The sequence below is a fragment of the Streptomyces griseobrunneus genome, assembly GCF_046713465.1.
Taxonomy (GTDB): domain Bacteria; phylum Actinomycetota; class Actinomycetes; order Streptomycetales; family Streptomycetaceae; genus Streptomyces; species Streptomyces microflavus.
Genome location: NZ_CP177080.1, coordinates 4,154,812 through 4,175,245 on the forward strand (window position 1 = coordinate 4,154,812; position 20,434 = coordinate 4,175,245).

The 20,434-nt window shown below is 72.6% G+C and carries 18 protein-coding genes and 1 pseudogene; 8 read left to right on the forward strand and 11 right to left on the reverse strand.

Features of this window, described 5'->3' with window-relative positions:
- Window positions 1-158 precede the first annotated feature (158 nt).
- Window positions 159-1,069, forward strand: a pseudogene (locus tag ACK8N7_RS18965) (IS701 family transposase); the annotation flags it as partial.
- Window positions 1,070-1,493: 424 nt separating this feature from the next.
- On the opposite strand, the gene ACK8N7_RS18970 reads toward ACK8N7_RS18965, so the two are convergent.
- The gene (locus ACK8N7_RS18970; RefSeq protein ID WP_500443340.1) at window positions 1,494-1,934 is read right to left on the reverse strand and encodes a pentapeptide repeat-containing protein; all 441 of its coding nucleotides are present in this window, start codon (window positions 1,932-1,934) and stop codon (window positions 1,494-1,496) included.
- 279 nt (window positions 1,935-2,213) lie between these two features.
- Here ACK8N7_RS18970 and ACK8N7_RS18975 point away from each other — a divergent pair, with 279 nt between their 5' ends.
- A complete protein-coding gene (locus ACK8N7_RS18975; RefSeq protein ID WP_500443342.1) occupies window positions 2,214-3,302 on the forward strand; it encodes a hypothetical protein in 1,089 nt (362 codons plus the stop codon).
- Between the two features lie 36 nt (window positions 3,303-3,338).
- Here the strand turns inward: ACK8N7_RS18975 and ACK8N7_RS18980 are convergent, their stop codons facing one another.
- The 4 genes from ACK8N7_RS18980 to ACK8N7_RS18995 all read right to left on the reverse strand — a co-directional run bounded on the left by ACK8N7_RS18980 (window position 3,339) and on the right by ACK8N7_RS18995 (window position 6,763).
- Window positions 3,339-3,887, reverse strand: a complete 549-nt coding sequence (locus ACK8N7_RS18980; protein WP_500443344.1) for a DinB family protein — start codon at window positions 3,885-3,887, stop codon at window positions 3,339-3,341.
- A gap of 184 nt (window positions 3,888-4,071) precedes the next feature.
- On the reverse strand, window positions 4,072-5,526 hold the full coding sequence (locus ACK8N7_RS18985) for a flotillin family protein (RefSeq protein ID WP_403217574.1): 1,455 nt from the start codon (window positions 5,524-5,526) through the stop codon (window positions 4,072-4,074).
- Between the two features lie 137 nt (window positions 5,527-5,663).
- Window positions 5,664-6,173, reverse strand: a complete 510-nt coding sequence (locus ACK8N7_RS18990; protein ID WP_500443346.1) for an NfeD family protein — start codon at window positions 6,171-6,173, stop codon at window positions 5,664-5,666.
- A 104-nt stretch (window positions 6,174-6,277) separates the two neighbouring features.
- Window positions 6,278-6,763, reverse strand: coding sequence for a peroxiredoxin (locus tag ACK8N7_RS18995; protein ID WP_403217572.1), 486 nt, complete (start codon window positions 6,761-6,763; stop codon window positions 6,278-6,280).
- Between the two features lie 190 nt (window positions 6,764-6,953).
- On the opposite strand from ACK8N7_RS18995, the gene ACK8N7_RS19000 reads away from it, so the two are divergent.
- Together ACK8N7_RS19000 and ACK8N7_RS19005 are read left to right on the forward strand one after the other, a co-directional pair.
- Window positions 6,954-7,700, forward strand: coding sequence for a serine aminopeptidase domain-containing protein (locus ACK8N7_RS19000; RefSeq protein ID WP_403217571.1), 747 nt, complete (start codon window positions 6,954-6,956; stop codon window positions 7,698-7,700).
- A gap of 129 nt (window positions 7,701-7,829) precedes the next feature.
- Window positions 7,830-9,530, forward strand: coding sequence for a SpoIIE family protein phosphatase (locus ACK8N7_RS19005; RefSeq protein WP_500445788.1), 1,701 nt, complete (start codon window positions 7,830-7,832; stop codon window positions 9,528-9,530).
- A gap of 6 nt (window positions 9,531-9,536) precedes the next feature.
- Here the strand turns inward: ACK8N7_RS19005 and ACK8N7_RS19010 are convergent, their stop codons facing one another.
- From ACK8N7_RS19010 to ACK8N7_RS19020, 3 genes are all read right to left on the reverse strand, one after another.
- Window positions 9,537-10,397: a GNAT family N-acetyltransferase gene (locus tag ACK8N7_RS19010; protein WP_500443349.1), complete on the reverse strand. Its 861-nt coding sequence runs from the start codon at window positions 10,395-10,397 to the stop codon at window positions 9,537-9,539.
- A gap of 81 nt (window positions 10,398-10,478) precedes the next feature.
- Window positions 10,479-10,730: a hypothetical protein gene (locus ACK8N7_RS19015; RefSeq protein ID WP_015609690.1), complete on the reverse strand. Its 252-nt coding sequence runs from the start codon at window positions 10,728-10,730 to the stop codon at window positions 10,479-10,481.
- A gap of 90 nt (window positions 10,731-10,820) precedes the next feature.
- A complete protein-coding gene (locus ACK8N7_RS19020) occupies window positions 10,821-12,296 on the reverse strand; it encodes a hypothetical protein (protein WP_500443351.1) in 1,476 nt (491 codons plus the stop codon).
- A 196-nt stretch (window positions 12,297-12,492) separates the two neighbouring features.
- On the opposite strand from ACK8N7_RS19020, the gene ACK8N7_RS19025 reads away from it, so the two are divergent.
- Entirely contained in the window at window positions 12,493-13,788 is a 1,296-nt protein-coding gene (locus ACK8N7_RS19025; protein ID WP_500443353.1) for a molybdopterin-dependent oxidoreductase, read from the forward strand.
- A 397-nt stretch (window positions 13,789-14,185) separates the two neighbouring features.
- Here ACK8N7_RS19025 and ACK8N7_RS19030 read toward each other — a convergent pair whose 3' ends face one another.
- The 3 genes from ACK8N7_RS19030 to ACK8N7_RS19040 are packed head-to-tail and all read right to left on the reverse strand — an operon-like array spanning window position 14,186 to window position 16,637.
- Window positions 14,186-15,169 (reverse strand): class I SAM-dependent methyltransferase, encoded by a 984-nt coding sequence (locus ACK8N7_RS19030; protein ID WP_403217567.1) that lies wholly within the window; start codon window positions 15,167-15,169, stop codon window positions 14,186-14,188.
- A complete protein-coding gene (locus ACK8N7_RS19035) occupies window positions 15,166-15,879 on the reverse strand; it encodes a TIGR04282 family arsenosugar biosynthesis glycosyltransferase (protein ID WP_403217566.1) in 714 nt (237 codons plus the stop codon). The genes ACK8N7_RS19030 and ACK8N7_RS19035 overlap by 4 nt, the downstream gene beginning before the upstream one ends.
- Window positions 15,876-16,637, reverse strand: a complete 762-nt coding sequence (locus ACK8N7_RS19040) for a glycosyltransferase family 2 protein (RefSeq protein WP_403217565.1) — start codon at window positions 16,635-16,637, stop codon at window positions 15,876-15,878. Before ACK8N7_RS19040 ends, ACK8N7_RS19035 begins: the two co-directional genes overlap by 4 nt.
- Window positions 16,638-16,761: 124 nt before the next feature.
- On the opposite strand from ACK8N7_RS19040, the gene ACK8N7_RS19045 reads away from it, so the two are divergent.
- The 3 genes from ACK8N7_RS19045 to ACK8N7_RS19055 all read left to right on the forward strand — a co-directional run bounded on the left by ACK8N7_RS19045 (window position 16,762) and on the right by ACK8N7_RS19055 (window position 20,368).
- Entirely contained in the window at window positions 16,762-17,607 is an 846-nt protein-coding gene (locus tag ACK8N7_RS19045; protein ID WP_403217564.1) for a response regulator transcription factor, read from the forward strand.
- Window positions 17,600-18,706 carry a sensor histidine kinase gene (locus ACK8N7_RS19050; protein WP_403217563.1) on the forward strand — a complete coding sequence of 369 codons (1,107 nt, stop codon included), beginning with the start codon at window positions 17,600-17,602 and terminating at the stop codon, window positions 18,704-18,706. The genes ACK8N7_RS19045 and ACK8N7_RS19050 overlap by 8 nt, the downstream gene beginning before the upstream one ends.
- A gap of 144 nt (window positions 18,707-18,850) precedes the next feature.
- Window positions 18,851-20,368, forward strand: a complete 1,518-nt coding sequence (locus ACK8N7_RS19055) for a ParB/Srx family N-terminal domain-containing protein (protein ID WP_500443357.1) — start codon at window positions 18,851-18,853, stop codon at window positions 20,366-20,368.
- Window positions 20,369-20,434: the final 66 nt, after the last annotated feature.

Genomic DNA, 20,434 nt, shown 5'->3' on the forward strand with positions numbered 1-20,434 from the left:
TGACTCAGGACTGCAGGCGGAACTGCGCGACCCTGACGCGTTGTGGAGACGGGTGCGGTCACCGTCGATCATCGTGAGTTGTGTGGACTGACGAAGAGACGGTGGCCGCAGGGCACAGCGTAGAACCCACCCGTTGGCGGGACGCGTTCGAGGGTCTGATGGGCCGGATCGCGGGGCGCTTCGCCCGGGTCGAACCCCGGCGCAGGGCGGCGCGGTTGGTGCTCGGTCTCTTGGCCGATCTGCCGCGCAAGAACTGCTGGACCATCGCGGAGTGGGGTGGCGAGCCCACTCCGGACGGCATGCAGCACTTGTTGGGCAGGGCCAAGTGGGATGCCGATCAGGTCCGCGACGACGTGTGCGGCTACGTGGTGGAGCACCTGCACGACGACCGGGCGGTGCTGGTCGTCGACGAGACCGGCGATGTGAAGAAGGGCACTGGCACGGTCGGCGTCCAGCGCCAATACACCGGTACTGCCGGCCGGATCGAGAACTCCCAAGTCGCCGTCTACCTGGTTTACGCAGGTCAGCGCGGCCACGCCGCAGTGGACCGTGAACTCTACGTTCCGCGCTCCTGGACCTCCGACCCCGACCGCTGCCGCGCCGCGGGCCTTGCCGGGGAAACCACCTTCGCCACCGAGCCGGAGCTGGCCACTCGTATGGTCGCCCGGTTCCCGGATGCCGGTCACCAGGCCGCCTGGGTTGCCGGCGACGAGGTCTACGGCGGCAACCCGAAGCTGCGGGCCGCACTGGAGGAACGCGGCACCGGCTACGTCGTCGCGGTGGCCTGCTCGCACGAAGTCACCACCGGTGCACGGAAGTTCCGCGCGGACATCTTGGCCAAGAAGGTGCCCAAGTGGGCCTGGCAGAAGCTCTCCGCAGGGGCCGGGGCCAAGGGTCACCGCTTCTGCAACCGGGCAGTCATCGACCTCCCCGACCCCCGCCCCGGGAGTCGTCAGCTACTGCTCCGCCGTAACGCAGCACCGGCGAACTCGCCTACTACCGCTGCTACTCGCCCGCGGCCGTGCCGCTGACCGTGCTGGTCAGAGTCGCCGGATCAAGATGGCGGGTGAATGCGAGCTGGTACCGCAAGCCTGTGGACTACGGGTTGTTCAGTAGGGAACGCGAGTTTCTCCTCGCTGTCGACTTCTCCGTCCCTGATGACGACGATGTCAACGGAGAGCATCGAGGTTGGGCTCGCGTCCGCCTCCTCGACGAATGGGACGTCGTGAGGAGTGAGGTGGACCACTTCCGGAGTCCGATGGGTGGACTGCTGACAGAGAGGTTCATCCCAGAGTTCACGGTCGTCTCACTCGACAGCCGCATGCTGATGAATACCACGGTCTGGGGGAACGGCACCGTGAGCACGATTGCCATCCGACTGTGAGGTCGGGCCGCGGCCTCATCGAGCCGACCAGATGAAGTTGCCGGCGTCGAAGAGCCCCGCCCTGAAGACAGTGGCGGTCTTCTCTGGGGCATGGGGAGTTGGGCGGGCGTCAGGAATACTCGCTCCGTGTAGGCACCGGCGGCCAGCCGATGACCTCGTCTGCTTGGACGTCGCGCAGTGACGTTCCCTCGAAGCGGGCGCCCGTGATGTCCGTCGGGCCCAGGCGGGGGATGCCCGTGTTGACGCTGCTGAGTCGTGCGCCCGTCAGGTCGGTGTCGCGGAGGTCGGCGTCGCGGAGGTCGCAGCCGGCCAGGACCGCGCCGCGCAGGGAGGCTCCGCGCAGGTCTGCACCGCTGAAGTCGCAGAACTTGAACCAGCAGCCTTCCAGCGTCGCGTAGCGAAGGTCCGCCCCCGCGAACGAGCAGCGCGCGAAGCGCAGTTGGTTGGTGCGGGCCGAAGCAAGGTTCTGGTGGGTGAAGTCCTCGCCGCTTACGGCCGCGTAGCGGTGGAGCTCGGAAAGGCGTTGGCGCACGGTCAGTGGCGTGGTCATGGGGATCAGCGTCTCAGCCGTGCTGGTGGTCGGCGTCGAGATTACGACAACTTGACAGTTCAACAGACGGCCGTGCGTGAGGCGATCACGTGCCCCTGGAGGGGGAATTGAGGCTGTCTCGGGCCGATTTGGGCATCGACGCCCTCTTGCCTGCTGTACGGTGATCGTGTCATCACGCTCTGTGTGCGTGTCTTGCGTGCGCATGGGGCGGCCCCCGGTGGTGTTACAGCACCTAGCCGAGGGCCTTCACCCAACTAGTGGAGATAGAGGTCCACCGGGATGCTTTGGCATGCTATCGCGCCTGTTCGGCGTTACACGAAGGCCTCGCACGATGTCGTGCGTCATCCGCGTCTGTGCAGTGACGCGAAGATCCTGCTGTTGTACGTGCAGGGGTTGCCCGATGAGCAGACCCATCTGGCGCTGTCCGAGCATGGGCGGAAGCTGGGTATCAAGGGGCGTGCTTTTCAGCGGGCCAAGGGGCAGTTGGTCGTGAATGGGTTCGTTCATGAGCGGCGGGTTTCTGGGGAGCGGGGGTTGTGGGTCACCCATCAGCTCTTCTCCAGTGTGCCGTTGAGTGATGCTGATGCTCTTGGTGTGTGGCGTGAGGCCGGTGTGGGGGCGGTCTCGTCTCCGAGTGCGCACTTTCCGACCGTCGGTCAGCCGGGTCCTCGGTCCGTCGGTGGTCAACTACCGGTAGAGGAAGAACGGGAGAAGAACTCATCCCGCCCACCCACCGAACCCCCGGACGTGGGCGTGGCTTTGGTGGAGTTGTCGGCTGAAGAGGCTGAGGCTGAGCGGGTGTTGTTGTCTCTTCGGCACTGCGACCGGCAGTTGCGCCTGGGGGTTGCTGAAGCGCGTGAGCTTGTTGGGCTGGCTGTTGAGTGGTTGCGGCGTGGGGTGTCGGGTGTGGAGCTTCGGCGTGTGCTGAGCAGTGGCCTGCCGCCCGATGGAGTTCGGTCCGCTGTGGGGTTCCTGGGGCATCGGCTCGTGAAGAAGATGCCCGAAGCGCCCGTGGAGGTTCAGCCGTTGTCCGTACGGGATGGTGTGGAGGAGAGGGATGAGGCTCCGTTGGCCGCCGCGCCCGTTGTTCTTCCTCCGTACGTTCCGGCGCCCCTCGTGACCTGCCAGGGGCCCGGGGCCGAGCATGTCTTCCGGGCCATGGCGGGGGAGACCGAGTGTCCCGACTGTCAGCAGGCTGCTGCCTGGGCCCGGTGGGCCGAGCGCCGGGTCGCCGACCTCGGCGTTGATCTTGCCGAGGAGGCCGCGAAGGCCGTCGAGGCCGGGCGGGATCCCGACGGGTGGCGGGGGCGGCTCGCCGCTGCCGCCTCCGGGGCTACCGGGGCGGCCGGGGTGCCCGGCGGTCAGTAGGCCGGGCCGCGACCTGCCTCCCGGCGTCCCGGCTCGTCATCCTCGGGCGGCCGCTCGCTGCAGGCGGAGTTGGCCGATTTCCGCAACGTTCTTCATCAGTTCGGCGTTCACCCACGCGGTCATGTGGGCGACCGTGTGCTGCGGGTCCTTCGGCCAGGGGAACGGAGCCGGGGCGTCGAGGTCGGTGGTGGTGAGGCCGGCCAGTGCCGTCAGCCAGTCCTTCCTCAGAGCGCGCAGCCACTCGACGGTCGGCGTGCCCGCACCGGGCCAGGTGATGTCGCTCCGCTCCCGGGGCGTTCTCCCCCGGGCGTGGTCCACGGCCACGCTCCACCACCAGCCCATGTGCCAGCTCAGCCAGCCGATGGTGGGCACGGGTACGGGGTCGGGCTCCGTGTCCGCCCAGTCCGGTGTCCATGTCCCGTCGGCGGACCGGCGTACCGTCCAGCAGTTCGCGGCGGGCTCCCACAGGAAGTCGTCGGGCTCGATCCGCTCCAAGTGGTACTCGAACAGCGACCACGTCAGGTCGAACTGCCAGCGGAGGAGGTCGAGCGGGGGGACGGAGGGAGCGGGCGGGGAGGTCGTCACCGTACGAACCTCGCACAGGGGCGCGGGCGCTGAGAAGTGGTTTTGTGCTGCGGACGCGCCTGTGCCCGGCGACGGGAGAGATGTACGTCGCCGGGCACAGGCACAGGCACAGGCACAGGCACAGGCACAGGCACAGGCACAGGCACAGGCACGAGCTCAGGCTGGGGCGTTTACGCGGAAGGCGTCAGCCCGTGATCTCGATCTTGCCGTTGTCCTTGTCGTGCTTCTCGGGCGAGGAGGCCATGTCGGACGTCGGCGCGGCCGGGCCGCCCGTGCGGTCCTTCAGGTTCTGGAGCAGGGAGGCGACGTCGACGCCGGTCGTGGAGCTGAGCAGCTCCATGCCCTGGGCGACGTTGTCGGTGACCGTGCGGGCCAGCTGGCTGGCGCCGTCCGTCGAGATGACCGTCAGCTTGTCGATGGCGCTCAGCGGCTCGGAGGCCTTCGCGACGACGTCCGGGAGGACCTCGACCAGCATCTGGAGGACGGCCGCGTCGCCGTACCGCGCGAACGCGTCGGCCTTCTTCTGCATGGCCTCGGCCTCGGCCGCACCCTTGGCGGCGATCGCCGCGGCGTCCGCCTCACCCTCGATGCGCACCGCTTCTGCCAGGGCCGAACGGTGGAGCTTCTCACCCTGACCGGTCAGGCGCGAGCGCTCCGCGTCCGCCTCGGCCTCCTTGACCTGGGCGATCCGGCGGGCCTCCGCCTCCTGCTCCGCCTGGTAGCGGGCGGCGTCGGCGGGCTTACGGACCTTGGTGTCCAGCTCGCGGTCGGTCAGCGCCGCCTGGCGCTCGGCGACCTTCTCCTGCTCCATGAGGACTTCCTGCTGACGCGCGGCCTCGGCGAGCGGACCGGCGGCGTTGGCCTTGGCGGCCGCGGCTTCGGTCTCGGCCTTGATCTCGGCCTGCTTCAGGTAGTACGTCCGCTCGGCGATGGCGATCTCCTCGGCCGCCTTCAGCCGGGCCTGCTCCGATGCGCGCCTGGCGATCGCCTCGGCGATGTCCGCCTCCTGCTTGGCGCGGGCGGCCTCCGGACGGCCGAGGTCCTCCAGGTAGGAGCCCTCGGTGGTGATGTCCTGGATCTGGAAGGCGTCCAGGATCAGGCCCTGGCCGGAGAGGCTGGCCTCGGCCTCCTCGGCGACCTGACCGGCGAACGCGGCGCGGTCGCGGATGATGTCCTCGACCGACATGCGGCCGACGATCGCGCGGAGCGCTCCGGAGAGCACTTCCTGGGTGAAGCCGACGATGCCGTTCTGCTGCTGGAGGAAGCGCTGGGCGGCGGCGCGGATGGCGTCCTCGCTGCCCCCGACCTTGACGATCGCGACGCCTTCGAGGTTCGACTTCACGCCGCGCAGGGTGACCGCGCCGCGGACGGCGATCGGGATGTGCCGGCTGGAGAGGTCCAGGGTGAACTTCTGCTGGACGAACGGCACGACGAAGACACCGCCACCGACGACGACCTTCTGGCCGCTGTTGTCGATGCTGGTGAGGCCGGTGACCGGATCGGTCGACTTCTTGCCGCGGCGGCCGGTGATGATGAAGGCCTCGCTGGGCCCGGCGACCTTGTACCGCGTGATGACGACCAGGCCGAGCAGGACGAGGAGTACGACGATGCCGATGACGGCGATGACAACTGGACTCATGAGAGGTGTCCCCCCTGCCTCCCGGGTGGGGGACGGCAGATTGTTGTGGTGCGAGGTGCTGGTGGGGTGGGTGGGCGGATGCGGATGCGGTGTGGTGCTGCAAAAAGGTGGTGGGGAGCGGCGCCGGTCCTGCGTGGTCAGCGCTCGACCGGGCGTACGGCGACCGAGGTGGTCGACAGCTCCGCTTCCACCCAGATCTCGGAGCCGCGGGCGACGGGCGTCTGCGACTTGGCCGCGTACTTGACGGGCGTACCCGCCAGCCGCAGCATCACCTCGCCGTAGCCCTCGGCCGGGATGGCCGTCACGACCGTGCCGGACGTGCCGACGAGGTCGCCGCCGCGCGGTGTGGCGGAGGTCTGGTCCCGCATCAGGGCCTGGCTGAACTTCCAGGTCAGCCAGGCCGCGACGACTCCGGCCGCGATGCCGACGACGGTGGCCACGAAGGTCCCGGCACCCGTGGTGCCGAGCGTGATCGCCCCGCCGAAGCCGAGCATCGAGACGAAACCGGCGATCACCGGGAGCGAGAGCAGTCCGTCGAAGAGCCCGTCGAGCACACCGTCGAGCATCCCTTCGAGGACGCCGCCGAAGATGAGGGAAAGGGCCAGCAGGACGATTCCCGCAATGCCGAGACCGAGAAAGAAGGTCACGTGATCACTCCCCTGTTTTTCGACTTCCCCCGGGTGTTTCCGTCGAACTGGCTGGATGGTCCCATAGATGACCGGTTCGTGGCACTGCCGGAACCCGGCAATCTTTACGCGGTTTTGATGCCGGACAACTGATCGGCAAGGGTGGAAAGTGACTGGAAGGTGGCGCCCAGCAGTGCGACGTGCTTCCAGCGCAGGACGCCGTCGGGGCCGATGAGGAAGACCGCCCGCCGTACGCCGATGCCGGGGGCGGCGACCCCGTACGCCTTGGCGATCTCCCGGCCCTCGTCGGCCAGCAGCGGCATCCGGAGGCCGTAGGTGCGGGCGAACGACTCATGGCTGTCCACACCCTGTGGACTGATTCCCCAGACCTCCGCGTCGAGCCCCTCGAAGGTCTCCATGCCGGAGGAGTACGAGCACAGCTGCTTCGTGCAGACGCTGGTGTTGTCCCCGGGGTAGAACGCCAGCACCAGGGCCCGGCCGCGGGCGGCGGAGAGCGCGTAGTCGCCGCGGTCGAAGGTGTCCCCCGACAGGACACCGCCGGGGAGGGTGAAGTCCGGTGCCGGGCTGCCGAGGGGAGGTCCTGCCGCCATGAGGTCTCCTTCTTGTGCGTTCGTGGCGTGTACTTGTGTGTTCGTGGCGCATACACGGATGCGCCCGTGCCCGTACAGTGAACGGCACTTTCCGCCTGATGACACGTTCGGCCCATCCGGAACGGGTTCCGCACCGAATACAACGGAGGGAGCGGGCTCACCCGTCCCGCACCCGGCTCTGGAGGTACGCGTGGCCCAACGACCGCCGTCGGCAGCGGTTCTCGTCCTGCACGGGGGCCACGAGAACGGTACGGAACCGCCGCCCCCCGGCCTCCTGAACCTCCCCGGCGTCCGCATGCGCCCCTTCGTCCGCGCCCTGCGCCGGGCCACCCGTGCGCCCGGGGGCGCTGAGGACGGTACGGAGGTACTCGTACGGCAGGTGCGTTACGTCCACCGGGGGTGGAACGGGTCCCGTGCCGACGCCCTCCACGACGCCCTGGCCGCGCTCGACGCCCTCGGCGAGGAGGCCGGGGACGTACCGGTGGTCCTCCTCGGCCACTCCATGGGCGCCCGCGCCGCCCTGCGCGCCGCCGGTCACCCCCTCGTACGCGGGGTCGTCGGCCTCGCCCCCTGGTGCCCGCCGGGCGACCCGGTGACCCAGCTCGCGGGCCGTGACGTCGTCCTGGTGCACAGCAACCGGGACCGGATGACCAGCCCCCAGGCCACCCAGTCCCTCACCGCACGGGCCCGCCGGGCCGGCGCCCGTACCTGCATGATCACCGTCCGGGGCGGCGACCACGCGATGATCCGCCGCGCCCCGGCCTGGCACCACCTCACGACCAGCCTGGTCACCGGGTTGCTGGGAACCGGCAGTCTGCCGGGACCTGTCACCGCCGCCCTCGGCCTGCCGCCGACCGCCGAGCCCACCGAGGGCACCCTCGACCTCGACCGGCTGCGCGCCGAGCGGGGCGCGGCCGGGCTGCAGCCGAGTTCCTGACCCCTCCGGTCCGGCCGCATCCGCCGTCCTGGGGATGCGGTGCCGGAAGCGGACGCCCAGGATGGAGATCCGGAGGCCGATCTACGGCGGAGGAGAACCCCTTTGCAGGCCGAAGCGTGCGGCGACGGTATGCCGTCGTCCTTCGACCCCCCGACCGTGGCCGCCCTGCTCGACGGCAACCCCGCCGGAGTGGCCGTACTCGACGCGCACCTCCGCTACACCTACGTCAACCCGGCCCTCGAACGGCTCAACGGCCTCCCCGCCGGGTCCCACCTGGGCCACACCTTCTCCGAGGTGCTGCCCGAACTCCGCGGCCAGGCAGCCGTCCTGCGTGGCGTCCTGCGCGACGGGAAGCCCCGCGAGCAGACGATCAGCGGCCGGACCTGGGCCGCGGCCTCCGACGCCCCGCGGTTCTGGCGCGCCACCTACCACCGGCTGGAGACCGGCGGGGACGTGTGCGGGCTGATGGTGATCGTCGTCGAGGTCAGCGACATCACCCGCCAGCGGGCGGAGCTCGAAGAGGCCCGCGGCCATGTGGCGCTGCTCTCCACGGCCGCCGTCCGGATCGGCACCACGCTCGACATGGACACCACCTGCCGGGAGCTGGCCGACTTCGTCGTGCCCGCCTTCGCCGAGGTGGCGGCCGTCGACGTCTTCCCGCCCCAGGTGGGACACCCCGTACGCCGTGCCGGGCCCGGTGTCCTGCGGCTGCGGCGGGCCGCGCTGCGGGGCGACGGCCCGCTCGACGAGCAGGTGCAGCGGTTCGGACACCCGGGGGAGTACGTCGACTTCGCGGCGGACTCCGCGGTGACCCGGTGCCTGGCCGCGAACGAACCGGTCCTCGACGACTGGGGCGACCACCGCCGCGGCCGCTCCGCCTTCACCTCGGACCGGATCACCGCCTCCCAGGCCCTCGGTCTGCGCGAGGCGCTCGTCGTCCCGCTCACCGCTTGGGGCCGGCCGCTCGGCACGCTCAGCCTCGTCCGGGCCGACGGCTCGCCCGCCTTCACCGACCAGGACGTGGTCGTCGCCCGGGAACTCGCGGGCCGGGCCGCCGTCGACCTCGACCATGCCCGCCGCTACGACCACGAGCACAGCATCGCCCGCGAGCTCCAGGCCTCCCTCCTCTCCGAGCCCCGCGGCCCCCACCCGCACGTGGAGATCGCCACCCGGTACCTGCCGGCGGACCGGGGCGTCCTGGTGGGCGGCGACTGGTTCGACGTCGTACCGCTCCGGGACGGCCGCCACCTCAAGGCCATGGGCGACGTGATGGGCCACGGTGTGGAGGCGGCGGTCGCGATGAGCCACTACCGCTCGCTGCTGCGGCTGCTGGCGGGCGACGACCTGCCGCCGCACCGGATCCTTGAGCAGCTCGACGAGATGGTCGAGCGGTCGGGCCTGGACCGGGCGGCGACCTGCCTGCTGGCCGTCGTGGACCGGTTCGGCGGGGTGTGCGAGGTGGCCAGCGCGGGCCATCTGCCCCCGGTGTTCATCGACCCGGGGGAGGCCGGGGCCCGCATCGTCCCGGTGGATACCGGGCCGCCGCTGGGCAGCGGCTTCGGCGGCTACCGGACCACCTCCGTGCCCTGCGGTCCGGGGACGGTGCTGTTCATGTACACCGACGGCCTGGTGGAGCGCCGGGGCGAGGACATCGACGTGTCGGTGGGGCGGCTGGCCTCGCTGACCCTGCCGCGCACCGGGACGCTCGAGGACCTCCTCGACCAGGTGCTGGACCGGTTCGGCGGGGACGCGGAGGACGACATCGCGGTGCTGGCGTCCCGGATCAGGGAGGGGCCGCCGGTGCTGCGGAGGCCCGGCGGCGGGACGTAGGGAACCTCAGCCCAGCTCCAGGCTGGTGATGCCGTAGTACCCGTCCCGGTCGATCACCGGCTCGGGGCCCGTGTACATCCGGGCCGTGTCGAACGACGGTGTCAGGCCCAGCTCACCGGCGAGCCGGACGGCCGCCGGATTGATGTCGGGGACGTCGACGGCCACCGGCCGGTCCGGCGCGGTCGCCGCGAGCGCGCTCACCAGCGCCGCCGCCACCTGCGGGGACGTGGCATAGAGGGGTCCGATACGGGAGGCCGCCCGGCAGGCGCGCAGCACCGCGAGGCCCTGGAGCTCCCCGTTGCGCACCGCAGCCAGGGCGGTGCGGCCGGGGGCCGTGATCCAGGCCGCGAGGAAGCCGTTCCTGGCCGTCGGGAAGAACCGCCGGTCGTACGCGGCGAGCCGGGCGAAGGGCACGGCCCGGGCGTCGACGAGGGCGGTGCCCGGGGGCGGTGCGATGTCCGTCGGCGGGGTGCCCTCGAACCGCGCGTTGCTCCAGCACGTGACGAAGCCGGAGCGGCGGTAGTTGTCCTGCTGCGCGGGCACCCCGTCCAGCCCGATGGTGCGGCCGGAGAGCCGGGCCGTCCCCGCCTGCCAGGTGCGCAGCCCGTAGCCCTGGCCGCGCAGGTGGGGGCGGGTCAGGTAGAAGCCCAGGAAGCCGTGGTCGGGGCCGTACCGCACGACGGAGACGGAGGTGACCGGTACGCCGTCGAGGCGGCCGATCAGGAAGCCGCCGGGGTCGGTCGGGAAGAAGACCCCGCCGTCGGCGAGGCCGGGGTTCCAGCCCTCCTCGTGGGCCCATTCGCCCAGCGTCACGATGTCCTCGGCGCTGGCCGCGGTGATCTCGAAATCTTTGACAGGGTTCGGCACGGCACAGTCGTACCCAGGGCGGGGGCGGTTCAGTGATCAGGGGTTACGCCATTGGGGTGGCGCCCCGGTGCTCCTTTGCGCTCACGCCGTCTCCGGGCCGTTCTCCCGGCGCCGGCCGCGCAGCTGCCGCAGGACCAGGGCGGCCGAGGTGATCAGCGGCAGCATCCCCGCCACCGCGTCGGCGGTGTTCAGCTTGTCGTGCGAGCCCTTGGCCCGGCGCACCTGCTTGGACGCCCTGATGACGGCGAGCGCGCTGCTGCCCAGGCTCAGCGCGAGCCCCACCTTGCTGCCGCGCAGGCCCTTGGCGGGTGCGGAGCGGTTCTTCTTCGCCATCGGAGGTACCTCCACGTGGTGCGGTGCGGGGTGTTCCGGACTCGCCCGTTCCACGTAACCGGGTCCGCCCCGCCCCCGCAAACGGACCGTTCACCACCCCGTCCAGAGCAGGTGGTTGATCAGCAGCGCCGGAACCACCGACGCGACCAGCCAGTACCGCGCGGTCCGGGCGGGCAGCAGGGCGGCGGCGGGCAGCAGCCACAGGAGGAACGGCTGCCAGATGCGCTCGGTCTCCGCCTTGCTCATCCCGGAGAGATCGGCGGCGAGCAGCGCCACCAGCGCCGCCAGGACGAGCAGCGCCAGCCGCTGGATGGGGGCGTGCGGTGCGGTGTCCCCCGTACGTGGTGCGGTGTCGCCTGTACGGAGCGCCCGTACGGCCCCGGGGGCGTAAGACGTGCTCCGGCGCACTCCGGCGACGGCGGCCAGGCCCGACGCGAGGACGGCACAGGCGAGGTTGGCCCAGACCCAGTACGCGTACGGGCGGATGCCGCCCGCGCCCTGGTAGTAGCGCTCGACCAGCAGGTGGTACGCGGTCCACCAGTGGAAGCCGGCGAGGGTGAAGGCGGCCGGGACCACCAGCGCGCCGAGCAGGAACGGGACCACCGGGCGGGCCGTCCGGGCGAGCACCAGGACCATGATCAGGACGGCCGCCATCAGCCCCAGCCCGTAACTGAGGTAGCAGGTCCACCCGAACAGCAGGCCCCCGCCCACCGCCGCGGCGGCCGGGAAGCGGACCCGGCGCGTCGCAGCCAGCGCGAGCAGCGCCACCGACCAGGCGGCGACGGCGGCGAAGTACCCGTCGGCGGAGACCCCCGCCCAGACGGCCGCCGGGGCGAGGACGAGGAAGGGGGCCGCGCGCCGGGCGAGGTGCTCACCGGCCAGGACGCGCACCGTGATCAGGGCGGCCAGCACCGCCGAACTGCCCACGACGACACACCAGACGGCGGCCCACGCGCCCCCGCCGAGCCCGATGCGGTCCAGCCAGACGAAGGTCAGGGTCGCGCCCGGCGGGTGCCCGGCGACATGGGCGGGCCAGTTGCCGGGCTCCCCGATCACGATGTGGTTGGTGAAGTCGCGCAGGGTGGCGGGGATGTCCTCGAAGCGGTCGATGACCCGCAGGTACTCGTGCTTGGTGGTGAGGCGCCGTTCGACGCCCCGGTACCAGCCGTCGATCAGCGCCATCGAGAAGACCCAGGCGGTGGACCCGGCCCAGGCCGTCGCGAGGAACCCGCGCCAGGGCAGCCGGCCGGCGAGCGGCGGCCCGTACGCGACGACGAGGACTGCCGTCGTCAGCGCGGCCGGGGTGCCGGGACCAAGGTGGGGGTCCCAGGAGGCCAGGAGGGGCGGCCACTGGGCGCGCAGGGTGCCGTTCCGGTTCTGGACGGCGTGGCCGATGAGGATCGCGGCGGTGACGAGGAGGACCCCCGCTGCGGCAGCGATCAGGTCGAGCCGGCGTGCGCGCCCGCGGTCGGCGCCCTCGGGGTCGGTACGCGGGTCCGGGGCGTCCGGGCGGCCGGGTCCCGTTCCCTCGGCGGTTTCCGTGCGGGGGGTGTGTTCGGTCTTCACGCTGGCACGCTATGCACGCAGGGCCGCGTTCCGGCGGTACGGCGGGGCCGCGTCACCGAACCGTCAGATCCGGCGCGCCGGGTGCGCGTCAGGGGCGCGTCCGCAACGCGGACACAGCAGGCCCGGGCCCGACGTCAGAATTTCGTCAGGAGTCGCAGCCGCCTCCGCAGGGTGTCACCGGCTTAGCGTCGGGCCCATGCCCGAACGCCGCCGGATCCCCTCCCTTCCAGATCGCCTCACCGGCCGTCTCCCCGACCGCCTCACCGCCCTCCGCACGCCCGCCGACCCCGGCTTCTGGCGCAGCCCGGTGCGCGGAGTGCGCTTCACCGCCGTGCTCGGTGTCGTGCTGCTCGCCGGGCTCACCCTGCTGTTCGTCACCGGCCTGCTCTCGTACGCCGCGTACAACCCGGACCTGGACCCGGTCAACGACAAGACCCCGGACAAGGGGTTGCTGGGCTTCTACCTGTTCGCCTGGCCGACCGGACCGCACTGGCTCTACCGGCTGACGCAGGGGCTGCACGTCACGGTCGGCATCGTGCTCGTACCCGTGCTGCTGGCGAAGCTCTGGTCGGTGATCCCGCGCCTCTTCGCGCTGCCGCCCGCCCGGTCGGTGGGCCACGCCCTGGAGCGGCTCTCGCTGCTGCTCCTCGTGGGCGGGGCGCTGTTCGAGTTCCTCACCGGGCTGCTCAACATCCAGCTGGACTACCTCTTCCCGGGGTCCTTCTACACCCTGCACTTCTACGGGGCGTGGGTCTTCCTCGCCGGATTCGTCGCCCATGTGGCGCTGAAGATGCCGCAGGCCGTACGGGTGTTGCGGGCCGGCATCCCGCGCGGCGAGCCGGACCCCCTCGCCGCCCCCGACCCGCTGCCCGCCACCCTCTCCCGGCGCGGCGCCCTCGCCCTGGTGGGGGCCGGGTCCCTGCTCCTGCTGGTCACCTCCGCCGGGCGCAGCTTCGACGGGCCGCTGCGCCGCCTCGCGCTCCTCACCCCGCGCGGCGGTACGGAACAGGGTCCTGGCCCGAACGCCTTCCAGGTCAACAAGACCGCCGCCGCCGTCCGGATCACCCCCGCCGACACCGGCGAGCGCTGGCGGCTGACGGTACGGGGGCCGGCCGGCGAACTCCGCTTCTCCCGGGCCGAGCTGCTGGCGATGGAGCAGCACAGCGCGGCGCTCCCGATCGCCTGCGTGGAGGGCTGGTCGACCTCGGACCAGCTCTGGCGCGGGGTGCGGCTGTCGGACCTGGCGGCGCTCGCCGGGTACCCGGACCGGCCCCCGGCCGTGTTCGTGGAGTCGTTGCAGCGCAGCGGCTCGTTCCGCAAGGCCGCGCTCCGCGACAACCAGGTGCGCGACGGCCGCTCGCTGCTCGCGCTGGAGGTCAACGGCGCCCCGCTGTCGCCCGACCACGGCTACCCGGCCCGGATCATCGTGCCTGCCGCGCCCGGGGTGCTGAACACCAAATGGGTCGAGACCCTGACGTTCGGAGAACTCTGATGTCCACGAGAGCGGTGCCGCCCCTGCCCGCCGACACACCCAGCCCGTCCCGCTTCTCCCTGCGCCGGTGGTACGGCGAGGGCCCCCTCCACCTCCTCCTGCTGACGGCCACCTTCTGCCTGGCCGGATACGCGGGCGTACGCCTTCTGGACGGCGACACCCTCGGCGTACTGCTCTGGTTCGCCGGATCGGCGCTGCTGCACGATCTGGTGCTGCTCCCGGTGTACGCGGGGGCCGACCGGGCTCTGCGCGCGGCGCTGGGGCCGCGCCGAGCCCTGGTCAACTTCGTCCGCGTACCGGTGTTCCTCTCCGGGCTGCTCCTGCTGGTCTGGTTCCCGCTGATCACGCGGCGGACCGAGCGGCGGTACGTGGCCGCCTCCGGCACATCCCCGGACCTCTACCTCTCCCACTGGCTGTTGATCACCGGTGTGCTGTTCGCGCTCTCCGCGCTCTGGCTGCTGGTCCGCGCGCTCCGTTCCCGTACGGGAGGACGGGGTCGGCGCAGGGAGACGAAGGCCCGGCCCTCCGCGCTCCACTGATCGGCCGGACGCCAGCCGCACGCGCCGGCGTACCGCAGGAGCGCCGGGGTACCGATCCGGGCCCAGGGGAACGGCCGGTCCGCCGGGCCCGGGGCGGTCTTCTCCGCCGGTGTGCGCAGGCCGTCGTCCAGGCGGACCTGGACGCGTTCGTCGATGTCGAGCGGCGAGGTCTCCGCGATCAGCAGCCCGCCGGTGGAGAGGAGATCGGCGGCCCGGTCCAGCAGGGCGGCCGGGTCGCCGCCGATGCCGATGTTGCCGTCGACGAGCAGTACGGTGCCCCAACAGCCCTCCCCCGGCAGCGGATCGAAGACGCTGCGGAGCAGGGCGGAGCCGCCGATGCGCCGGGTGCGGGCCACCGCCGCCTCGCTGACGTCGATGCCGAGCGCGCGGTGGCCCAGCGCGCTCAGCTCCGCGACGAGCCGCCCCGGCCCGCAGCCGATGTCCAGCACCGGGCCCTCGCACCGGTGCAGGGCCGAGAGGTCGGCGGAGCCCGCGTCGGAGCACCAGCGTTCGACCTCCAGGGGCAGCAGCCAGCCGTCGCTGCGGCGGAGGAAGAGCGGGCCGTGGCCGTTGCGCAGGGCGTTGGCGTACGGGTCGGTGCCCCAGGGGGCGGTACGGGCTTCCGCGCCGAGGCCGGTCCCGGTCTCGGCTCTCGTGTGCGCTCCCGCGCGGGCTTCGGCTCCGGTGTGCGCTTCGGTGCGGGTCTCGGCGGTGGTGGCCTCGGGGCGGGCGTCCGGGGTGCCGGGGGTCTCCCGGGAAGCGGGTGCGTCCGGAGCGGCGGCGGCCTCCCGGGACTCCTGCGTGGCCGTCCCGGAGGACGACGGGGGCAGCGTCGTACTCATCGCACCCCCACCCCGGTCAGCCGGCCGAGCACCGCGGCGAACCGGCCGTCGGGCGCGTCGGCCGCGACCCGGTGGGCGTCGGCCGCCGTGTCCACGTCGAGCAGGACCGGCAGGTCCCGTACCCGGAGACCGGCCTCCACCAGCCGGCGCCGCTGCACCGCACCGGTCTCCGGGACGGACATGGGCACCCCGCGCAGCAGAGCGGGATCGGGTTGCGCGAGGCCCAGGGCCCAGAAACCGCCGTCCTCGGCGGGGCCGAACCAGGCGTCGCAGCGCTCCCAGGCGTCGGGGGCGAGGGCGGGGGCGAGCAGGGCCGGGGTGATCTGCGGGGTGTCCATGCCGACCAGGAGGGCCGGCCCGGTACACCCGCCGAAGGCCGCCGCGAGCCGCTCGTCCAGTCCGCCCGCGCTCTGCGGGACCACCTCGACGCCCGGCGGCACCCAGGGGCCCGGCCGCCCTTCGAGGACGAGGACGCGCCGCCGGGCGGGGAGGGCGAGCACGGTCCGCAGGGTGTCCGCCAGGGCGGCGGCGGCGAGCTCGGCGGCCTCGGCGGGGGAGAAGGGCGGACAGAGCCGGGTCTTGACCCGGCCGGGCACCGGTTCCTTCGCGATGACCAGCAACTCCGTGGGTCCGCCGGGCCCGTGCGCGGTGCGCCCGCCAGGTCCGTACGCGATGGGCCCGCCGGGTCCACTGTTTCCGTGCGCGCTCATCGGGCGGCCCCCGTCCCGGTAGGCACGGCCCCGGCGGACGCGCGGTCCGCCGGTGGTTCGCGCAGGACCCCGCGCATGTCGCGTACCGCGTGCCAGGTGCCCCGCCAGGTGCCGGTCACCTTGGACTTCCCGGTGCGCGGCCGGTAGGGGACATCGCTCTCGGCGACCCGCAGCCCGGCGTCCGAGGCCCGCACCACCATCTGGAGCGGGTAGCCGCTGCGCCGGTCGGTGAGGTCCAGGGCCAGCAGGTCGCTGCGGCGGGCCGCCCGCAGCGGGCCGAGGTCGTGCAGGCGCAGGCCCGTACGGCGGCGGAGCATCCGGGCGAGCGCCAGGTTTCCCGCGCGCGCGTGCGGGGGCCAGGCGCCCCGGCCCTCGGGGCGGCGGCGGCCGAGCAGCAGATCGCACTCACCGTCCGCGATCCGCCGGACGAACCCGGCCAGCAGCGCGGGGTCCAGTGAGCCGTCGCAGTCGCAGAAGCAGACGAACTCGGCCTCGGCGGCGAGCAGTCCTGCGTGGCAGGCCGCACCGAACCCGCGCCGCTCCTCGGTGACGACGCTCGCGCCGAGGGAGCGGGCGAGCTCGGCCGAACCGTCGGTCGAGCCGTTGTCGACGACGATCGCGCGCCAGCCGTCGGGAATCCGGTCGAGCACCCAGGGCAGGGCGCCCGCCTCGTCGAGGCAGGGCAGGACGATGTCGGCCTTCGGAATGGCTGATTGCGGAGGGACGGCTTCCGGGTGAAGGGCTGAGGAATCGGTCACCCGCCTCACCCTACGGAGACAACTCCGACATTCCGGTCTTCAGGTTCTTACGAAACATGGACGTCGGCCGGATGGCGGCGGGCTCCTCCCCGGCGCGCCGGAAAGCGGTGCGAAGGTGGACGCCATGGAGAACTCCCCGTCCGCCCCGCCCCACGCACCCGCCCCCGAAGGCAGGCGCGGCCGGGTCCTCGTCGTGGACGACGACCCCACCGTGGCCGAGGTCGTCGTCGGCTATCTGCAGCGTGCAGGGTACGCCGTCGAGCGGGCCGGGGACGGGCCCGCCGCCCTGGAACGGTTCTCGGCGGCCCGGCCCGACCTCGTCGTCCTGGACCTGATGCTGCCCGCCATGGACGGGTTCGAGGTCTGCCGCCGGATGCGCGCGCACGGGCCGGTCCCGGTCATCATGCTCACCGCACGCGGTGACGAGGAGGACCGCGTCCTCGGCCTGGAGACCGGGGCCGACGACTACGTCACCAAGCCGTTCAGCCCGCGTGAACTGGTGCTGCGGGTCGAATCCGTGCTGCGCCGCGCCGGGGCCGGGTCCCCGGCCGCCGAGGAGGCGCGGCCGCTGTCGGGCGCCGGGCTGCGCCTGGACCCGGTGGCCCGCAGCGCGTCCCGCGACGGTGCCGGACTCGCCCTGACCCTGCGGGAGTTCGACCTGCTCGCCTTCCTTCTCCGGCATCCCGGGCGGGCGTTCGGCCGGGAGGAGCTGATGCGGGAGGTCTGGGGCTGGGACTTCGGCGACCTGTCCACGGTCACCGTCCACATCCGCAGGCTGCGGGGCAAGGTCGAACAGGACCCGGCACGGCCCCGGTTGATCCGTACGGTGTGGGGGGTCGGGTACCGCCTGGACCTCCCGGGCGACGGGGAGGCCACGGAGGTCGCGGCGACCGCGGAGGTCAGGAGGGCCACGGAGGGCACGGTGGTCGCGGAGGCCACCGGCCGTACGGAGGGAGCAGGCCGTGCGTGACCTCCTCCTCATCGCCCTGTTCGCCTTCCTCGGCGCGGCCGCCGCCGGACTGCTCGGCGCGGTCGTCCTGCGGCTCCTGCGGCACCGGTCGCTCGTGGTCTCGATGAGCGTCGTCGCCGGCGTGGCCGTCACCGCGATGCTCGCCGGGACGCTGACGGTGGCGTGGGCGATGTTCCTGTCGTCGCACGACCTGTACGTCGTCACGACCGTCGTAGCCATGGCCGCCGTGGTCTCCCTCGTCACCGCCGTACTGCTGGGCCGCTGGGTCGCCGCCCGCAGCCACGAACTGACTCTGGCCGCGCGGTCGTTCGGCGACGGCGGCACCTTCGCGCCGCCCGCCGGGCAGCCCACCGCCGAACTGGCCGCGCTCACCCACGAGCTGGCCGCCACCAGCGCCAAGCTGGACAGCTCACGGGAGCGCGAGCGGGCCCTGGAGACCTCGCGGCGCGAACTCGTCGCCTGGATCTCGCACGATCTGCGCACACCGCTGGCGGGGCTGCGGGCGATGGCCGAGGCGCTGGAGGACGGCATGGCCCCCGACTCCGGGCGCTATCTGCGACAGATACGGACGGAGGTGGAGCGGATGAACGGGATGGTCGGCGACCTCTTCGAACTCTCCCGCATCCACGCCGGTTCCCTCACCCTCGCCCCGGCCCGCATCTCCCTCTACGACCTGGTCGACGACGCGCTGGCCGGGGCCGGCCCGCTGGCGCGCGAGCGCGGGGTGCGGCTGGTGGGCGACCGGATCGAGGAGGTGCCGGTGGAGGTGGACGGCAAGGAGATGAGCCGGGTGCTGGGCAATCTCCTGATCAACGCCATCCGCCGCACCCCGGCGGACGGCACGGTGGCCCTGTCCGCGCACCGCTCGGACGGCGGGGTCGTGCTGTCGGTGACCGACGGCTGCGGAGGCATCCCGGAGGAGGACCTGCCCCGGGTCTTCGACACCGGCTGGCGCGGCAGCCATGCCCGTACGCCCCCGGCCGGCGCGGGGCTCGGCCTGGCCATCGTGCGCGGCATCGTGGAGGCCCACGCCGGGCGCGCCGAGGTCCGCAACGTCCAGGGCGGCTGCTGCTTCTCGGTCACGCTCCCGGCGGTGTGAGGGCCTGGGCCGGCCGGTCCCCCCACTGCGGCATGACAGCGTCATCGCCCGTTCACACCACGTCCGTACGGGCGTCGCCGCGCCTTGCGATCGTCCCCACGGAAGAACGCGTGTGCGAAGTTCGCGTGTACGGAGAGGACGTCCATGAACAGATCGAGTACCGGCCTGCCCCGGCGCGGGGCCCGGCTGCTGGCCGCAGTGCTGGCCGCGGGCACGGTCGTCGTCGGCGCGTCCACCGGGGCGGTAGCGGCGGGCCCCGGCAGCGCGGGCGGTGCGGGGGCGTGCGCCGGGAGCGGGCCGCTGCCGCGCAGCTGTGCGCAGCCGGGCGATCTGATCGGCGTCACCCTGGGCGAACTCCACCCGACCCAGGCCGTGCTCGGCTTCGACCAGGTCTTCTACAAGCTGGGCCGCTACGGCAGCGACCGGGACGAGGCGGCGGGCGGCTTCAACAAGCGCTTCGACGACTGGTGCGAGACCAACGGGCAGGGCGAGGCGGCCTCGGTGAGCCCCGGCGCCCGGCTGGACGACCCGGCGAGCTTCTCCTGCACGGTGCCGCTCGGCCAGGAGACCGCGAAGTCGATCGCCCCGATGAAGACGGCCGTGATCGGGCCGGGCGGGAAGCTGTACCTCACCGACGGACACCACACGCTGACGTCCTTCCTGGAGGGCCCCGACGGCTCCACCCGGCTGCCGATCCGCCTCCGCGTCACCGACAACTTCAGCTCCCTCTCCACCACCGCCTTCTGGCAGCGGATGACCGCCGAGAAGAAGGTCTGGCTGCGCGACGAGAAAAACAAGCCCCTCACCGTGGACCGGCTGCCGGACCGCCTGGGGATCACGAACTTCCGCGACGACCCGTACCGCAGCCTCGTCTACTTCACGCGGGACATCGGTTACGAAGTCCCGGACGGGGCGACGGAGTTCCTGGAGTTCTCCTGGGGCTCCTGGCTGCGCGGGGAGCACGACGCGGCCGCGTACGACCTCACCTCCCCCGGTCCGTACCTCGACCTGGTCAAGAGCGCGTCGAAGTCGATGGCCGCGCTCGCCCCGGACGCGGTCGTCGACGACGGGAAGACCGCCGCCCAGCTGGGCCGGATCGCGGAGTGGAACGGCGGAAAGAAGGAGACGGGCGGGGAGTTCGCCAAGCTGGGCAAGCCCCTGACGGACCCCAAGCCGGGCAAGCTCGCCGAGGCGCTCGACTACAAGGCCCGGGTGCTGCCCGCCCCCGCCTGCACCACGAAGATCACCGGTACGCGCAACGGACCGCTGACCGTCACCGGCGGCGTGACCTGCGTCGACCGCGCCGCCCTGCGCGGTCCGGTCACCGTCCGCGCCGGCGCCGCCCTCGTGCTGACCGGCTCCACGCTGGAGGGCCCGCTCCAGGCCGACCGCGCCGCCGCGATCCACGTGTGCGGTTCGAGCGTCACCGGGCCCCTGGCCATCAGCCGGACCACCGGACCCGTCCGGCTGGGCGGCCCCGGCTGCACCGCCAACTCCGTCACCGGGGCCGTCGTCCTGACCGGCAACACCGGAGGCGTTCTGCTCGCCGCCAACAAGGTCACGGGCCCCGTGGCGTGCTCCGGCAACCTGCCGGCCCCGGACACCACGGGCCGGAACAACGAGGTCCGCGGCCCGCGCACGGGGCAGTGCGCCGGAGTGTGAGCCCCGGGGCCACGGGCTACGCGCGCCTCAGCCCGTAGCCCGTGCCCTACGCGTGCCTCAGCCCGT

Excerpts from the sequence above, each read along its gene's own strand:
- ACK8N7_RS18970 (WP_500443340.1), bottom strand. The coding sequence starts at position 1,934 with ATGACCACGCCACTGACCGTGCGCCAACGCCTTTCCGAGCTCCACCGC.
- ACK8N7_RS18975 (WP_500443342.1), top strand. The coding sequence starts at position 2,214 with ATGCTTTGGCATGCTATCGCGCCTGTTCGGCGTTACACGAAGGCCTCG.
- ACK8N7_RS18985 (WP_403217574.1), bottom strand. The coding sequence starts at position 5,526 with ATGAGTCCAGTTGTCATCGCCGTCATCGGCATCGTCGTACTCCTCGTC.
- ACK8N7_RS18995 (WP_403217572.1), bottom strand. The coding sequence starts at position 6,763 with ATGGCGGCAGGACCTCCCCTCGGCAGCCCGGCACCGGACTTCACCCTC.
- ACK8N7_RS19005 (WP_500445788.1), top strand. The coding sequence starts at position 7,830 with ATGCCGTCGTCCTTCGACCCCCCGACCGTGGCCGCCCTGCTCGACGGC.
- ACK8N7_RS19015 (WP_015609690.1), bottom strand. The coding sequence starts at position 10,730 with ATGGCGAAGAAGAACCGCTCCGCACCCGCCAAGGGCCTGCGCGGCAGC.
- ACK8N7_RS19025 (WP_500443353.1), top strand. The coding sequence starts at position 12,493 with ATGCCCGAACGCCGCCGGATCCCCTCCCTTCCAGATCGCCTCACCGGC.
- ACK8N7_RS19030 (WP_403217567.1), bottom strand. The coding sequence starts at position 15,169 with ATGAGTACGACGCTGCCCCCGTCGTCCTCCGGGACGGCCACGCAGGAG.
- ACK8N7_RS19035 (WP_403217566.1), bottom strand. The coding sequence starts at position 15,879 with ATGAGCGCGCACGGAAACAGTGGACCCGGCGGGCCCATCGCGTACGGA.
- ACK8N7_RS19045 (WP_403217564.1), top strand. The coding sequence starts at position 16,762 with ATGGAGAACTCCCCGTCCGCCCCGCCCCACGCACCCGCCCCCGAAGGC.
- ACK8N7_RS19055 (WP_500443357.1), top strand. The coding sequence starts at position 18,851 with ATGAACAGATCGAGTACCGGCCTGCCCCGGCGCGGGGCCCGGCTGCTG.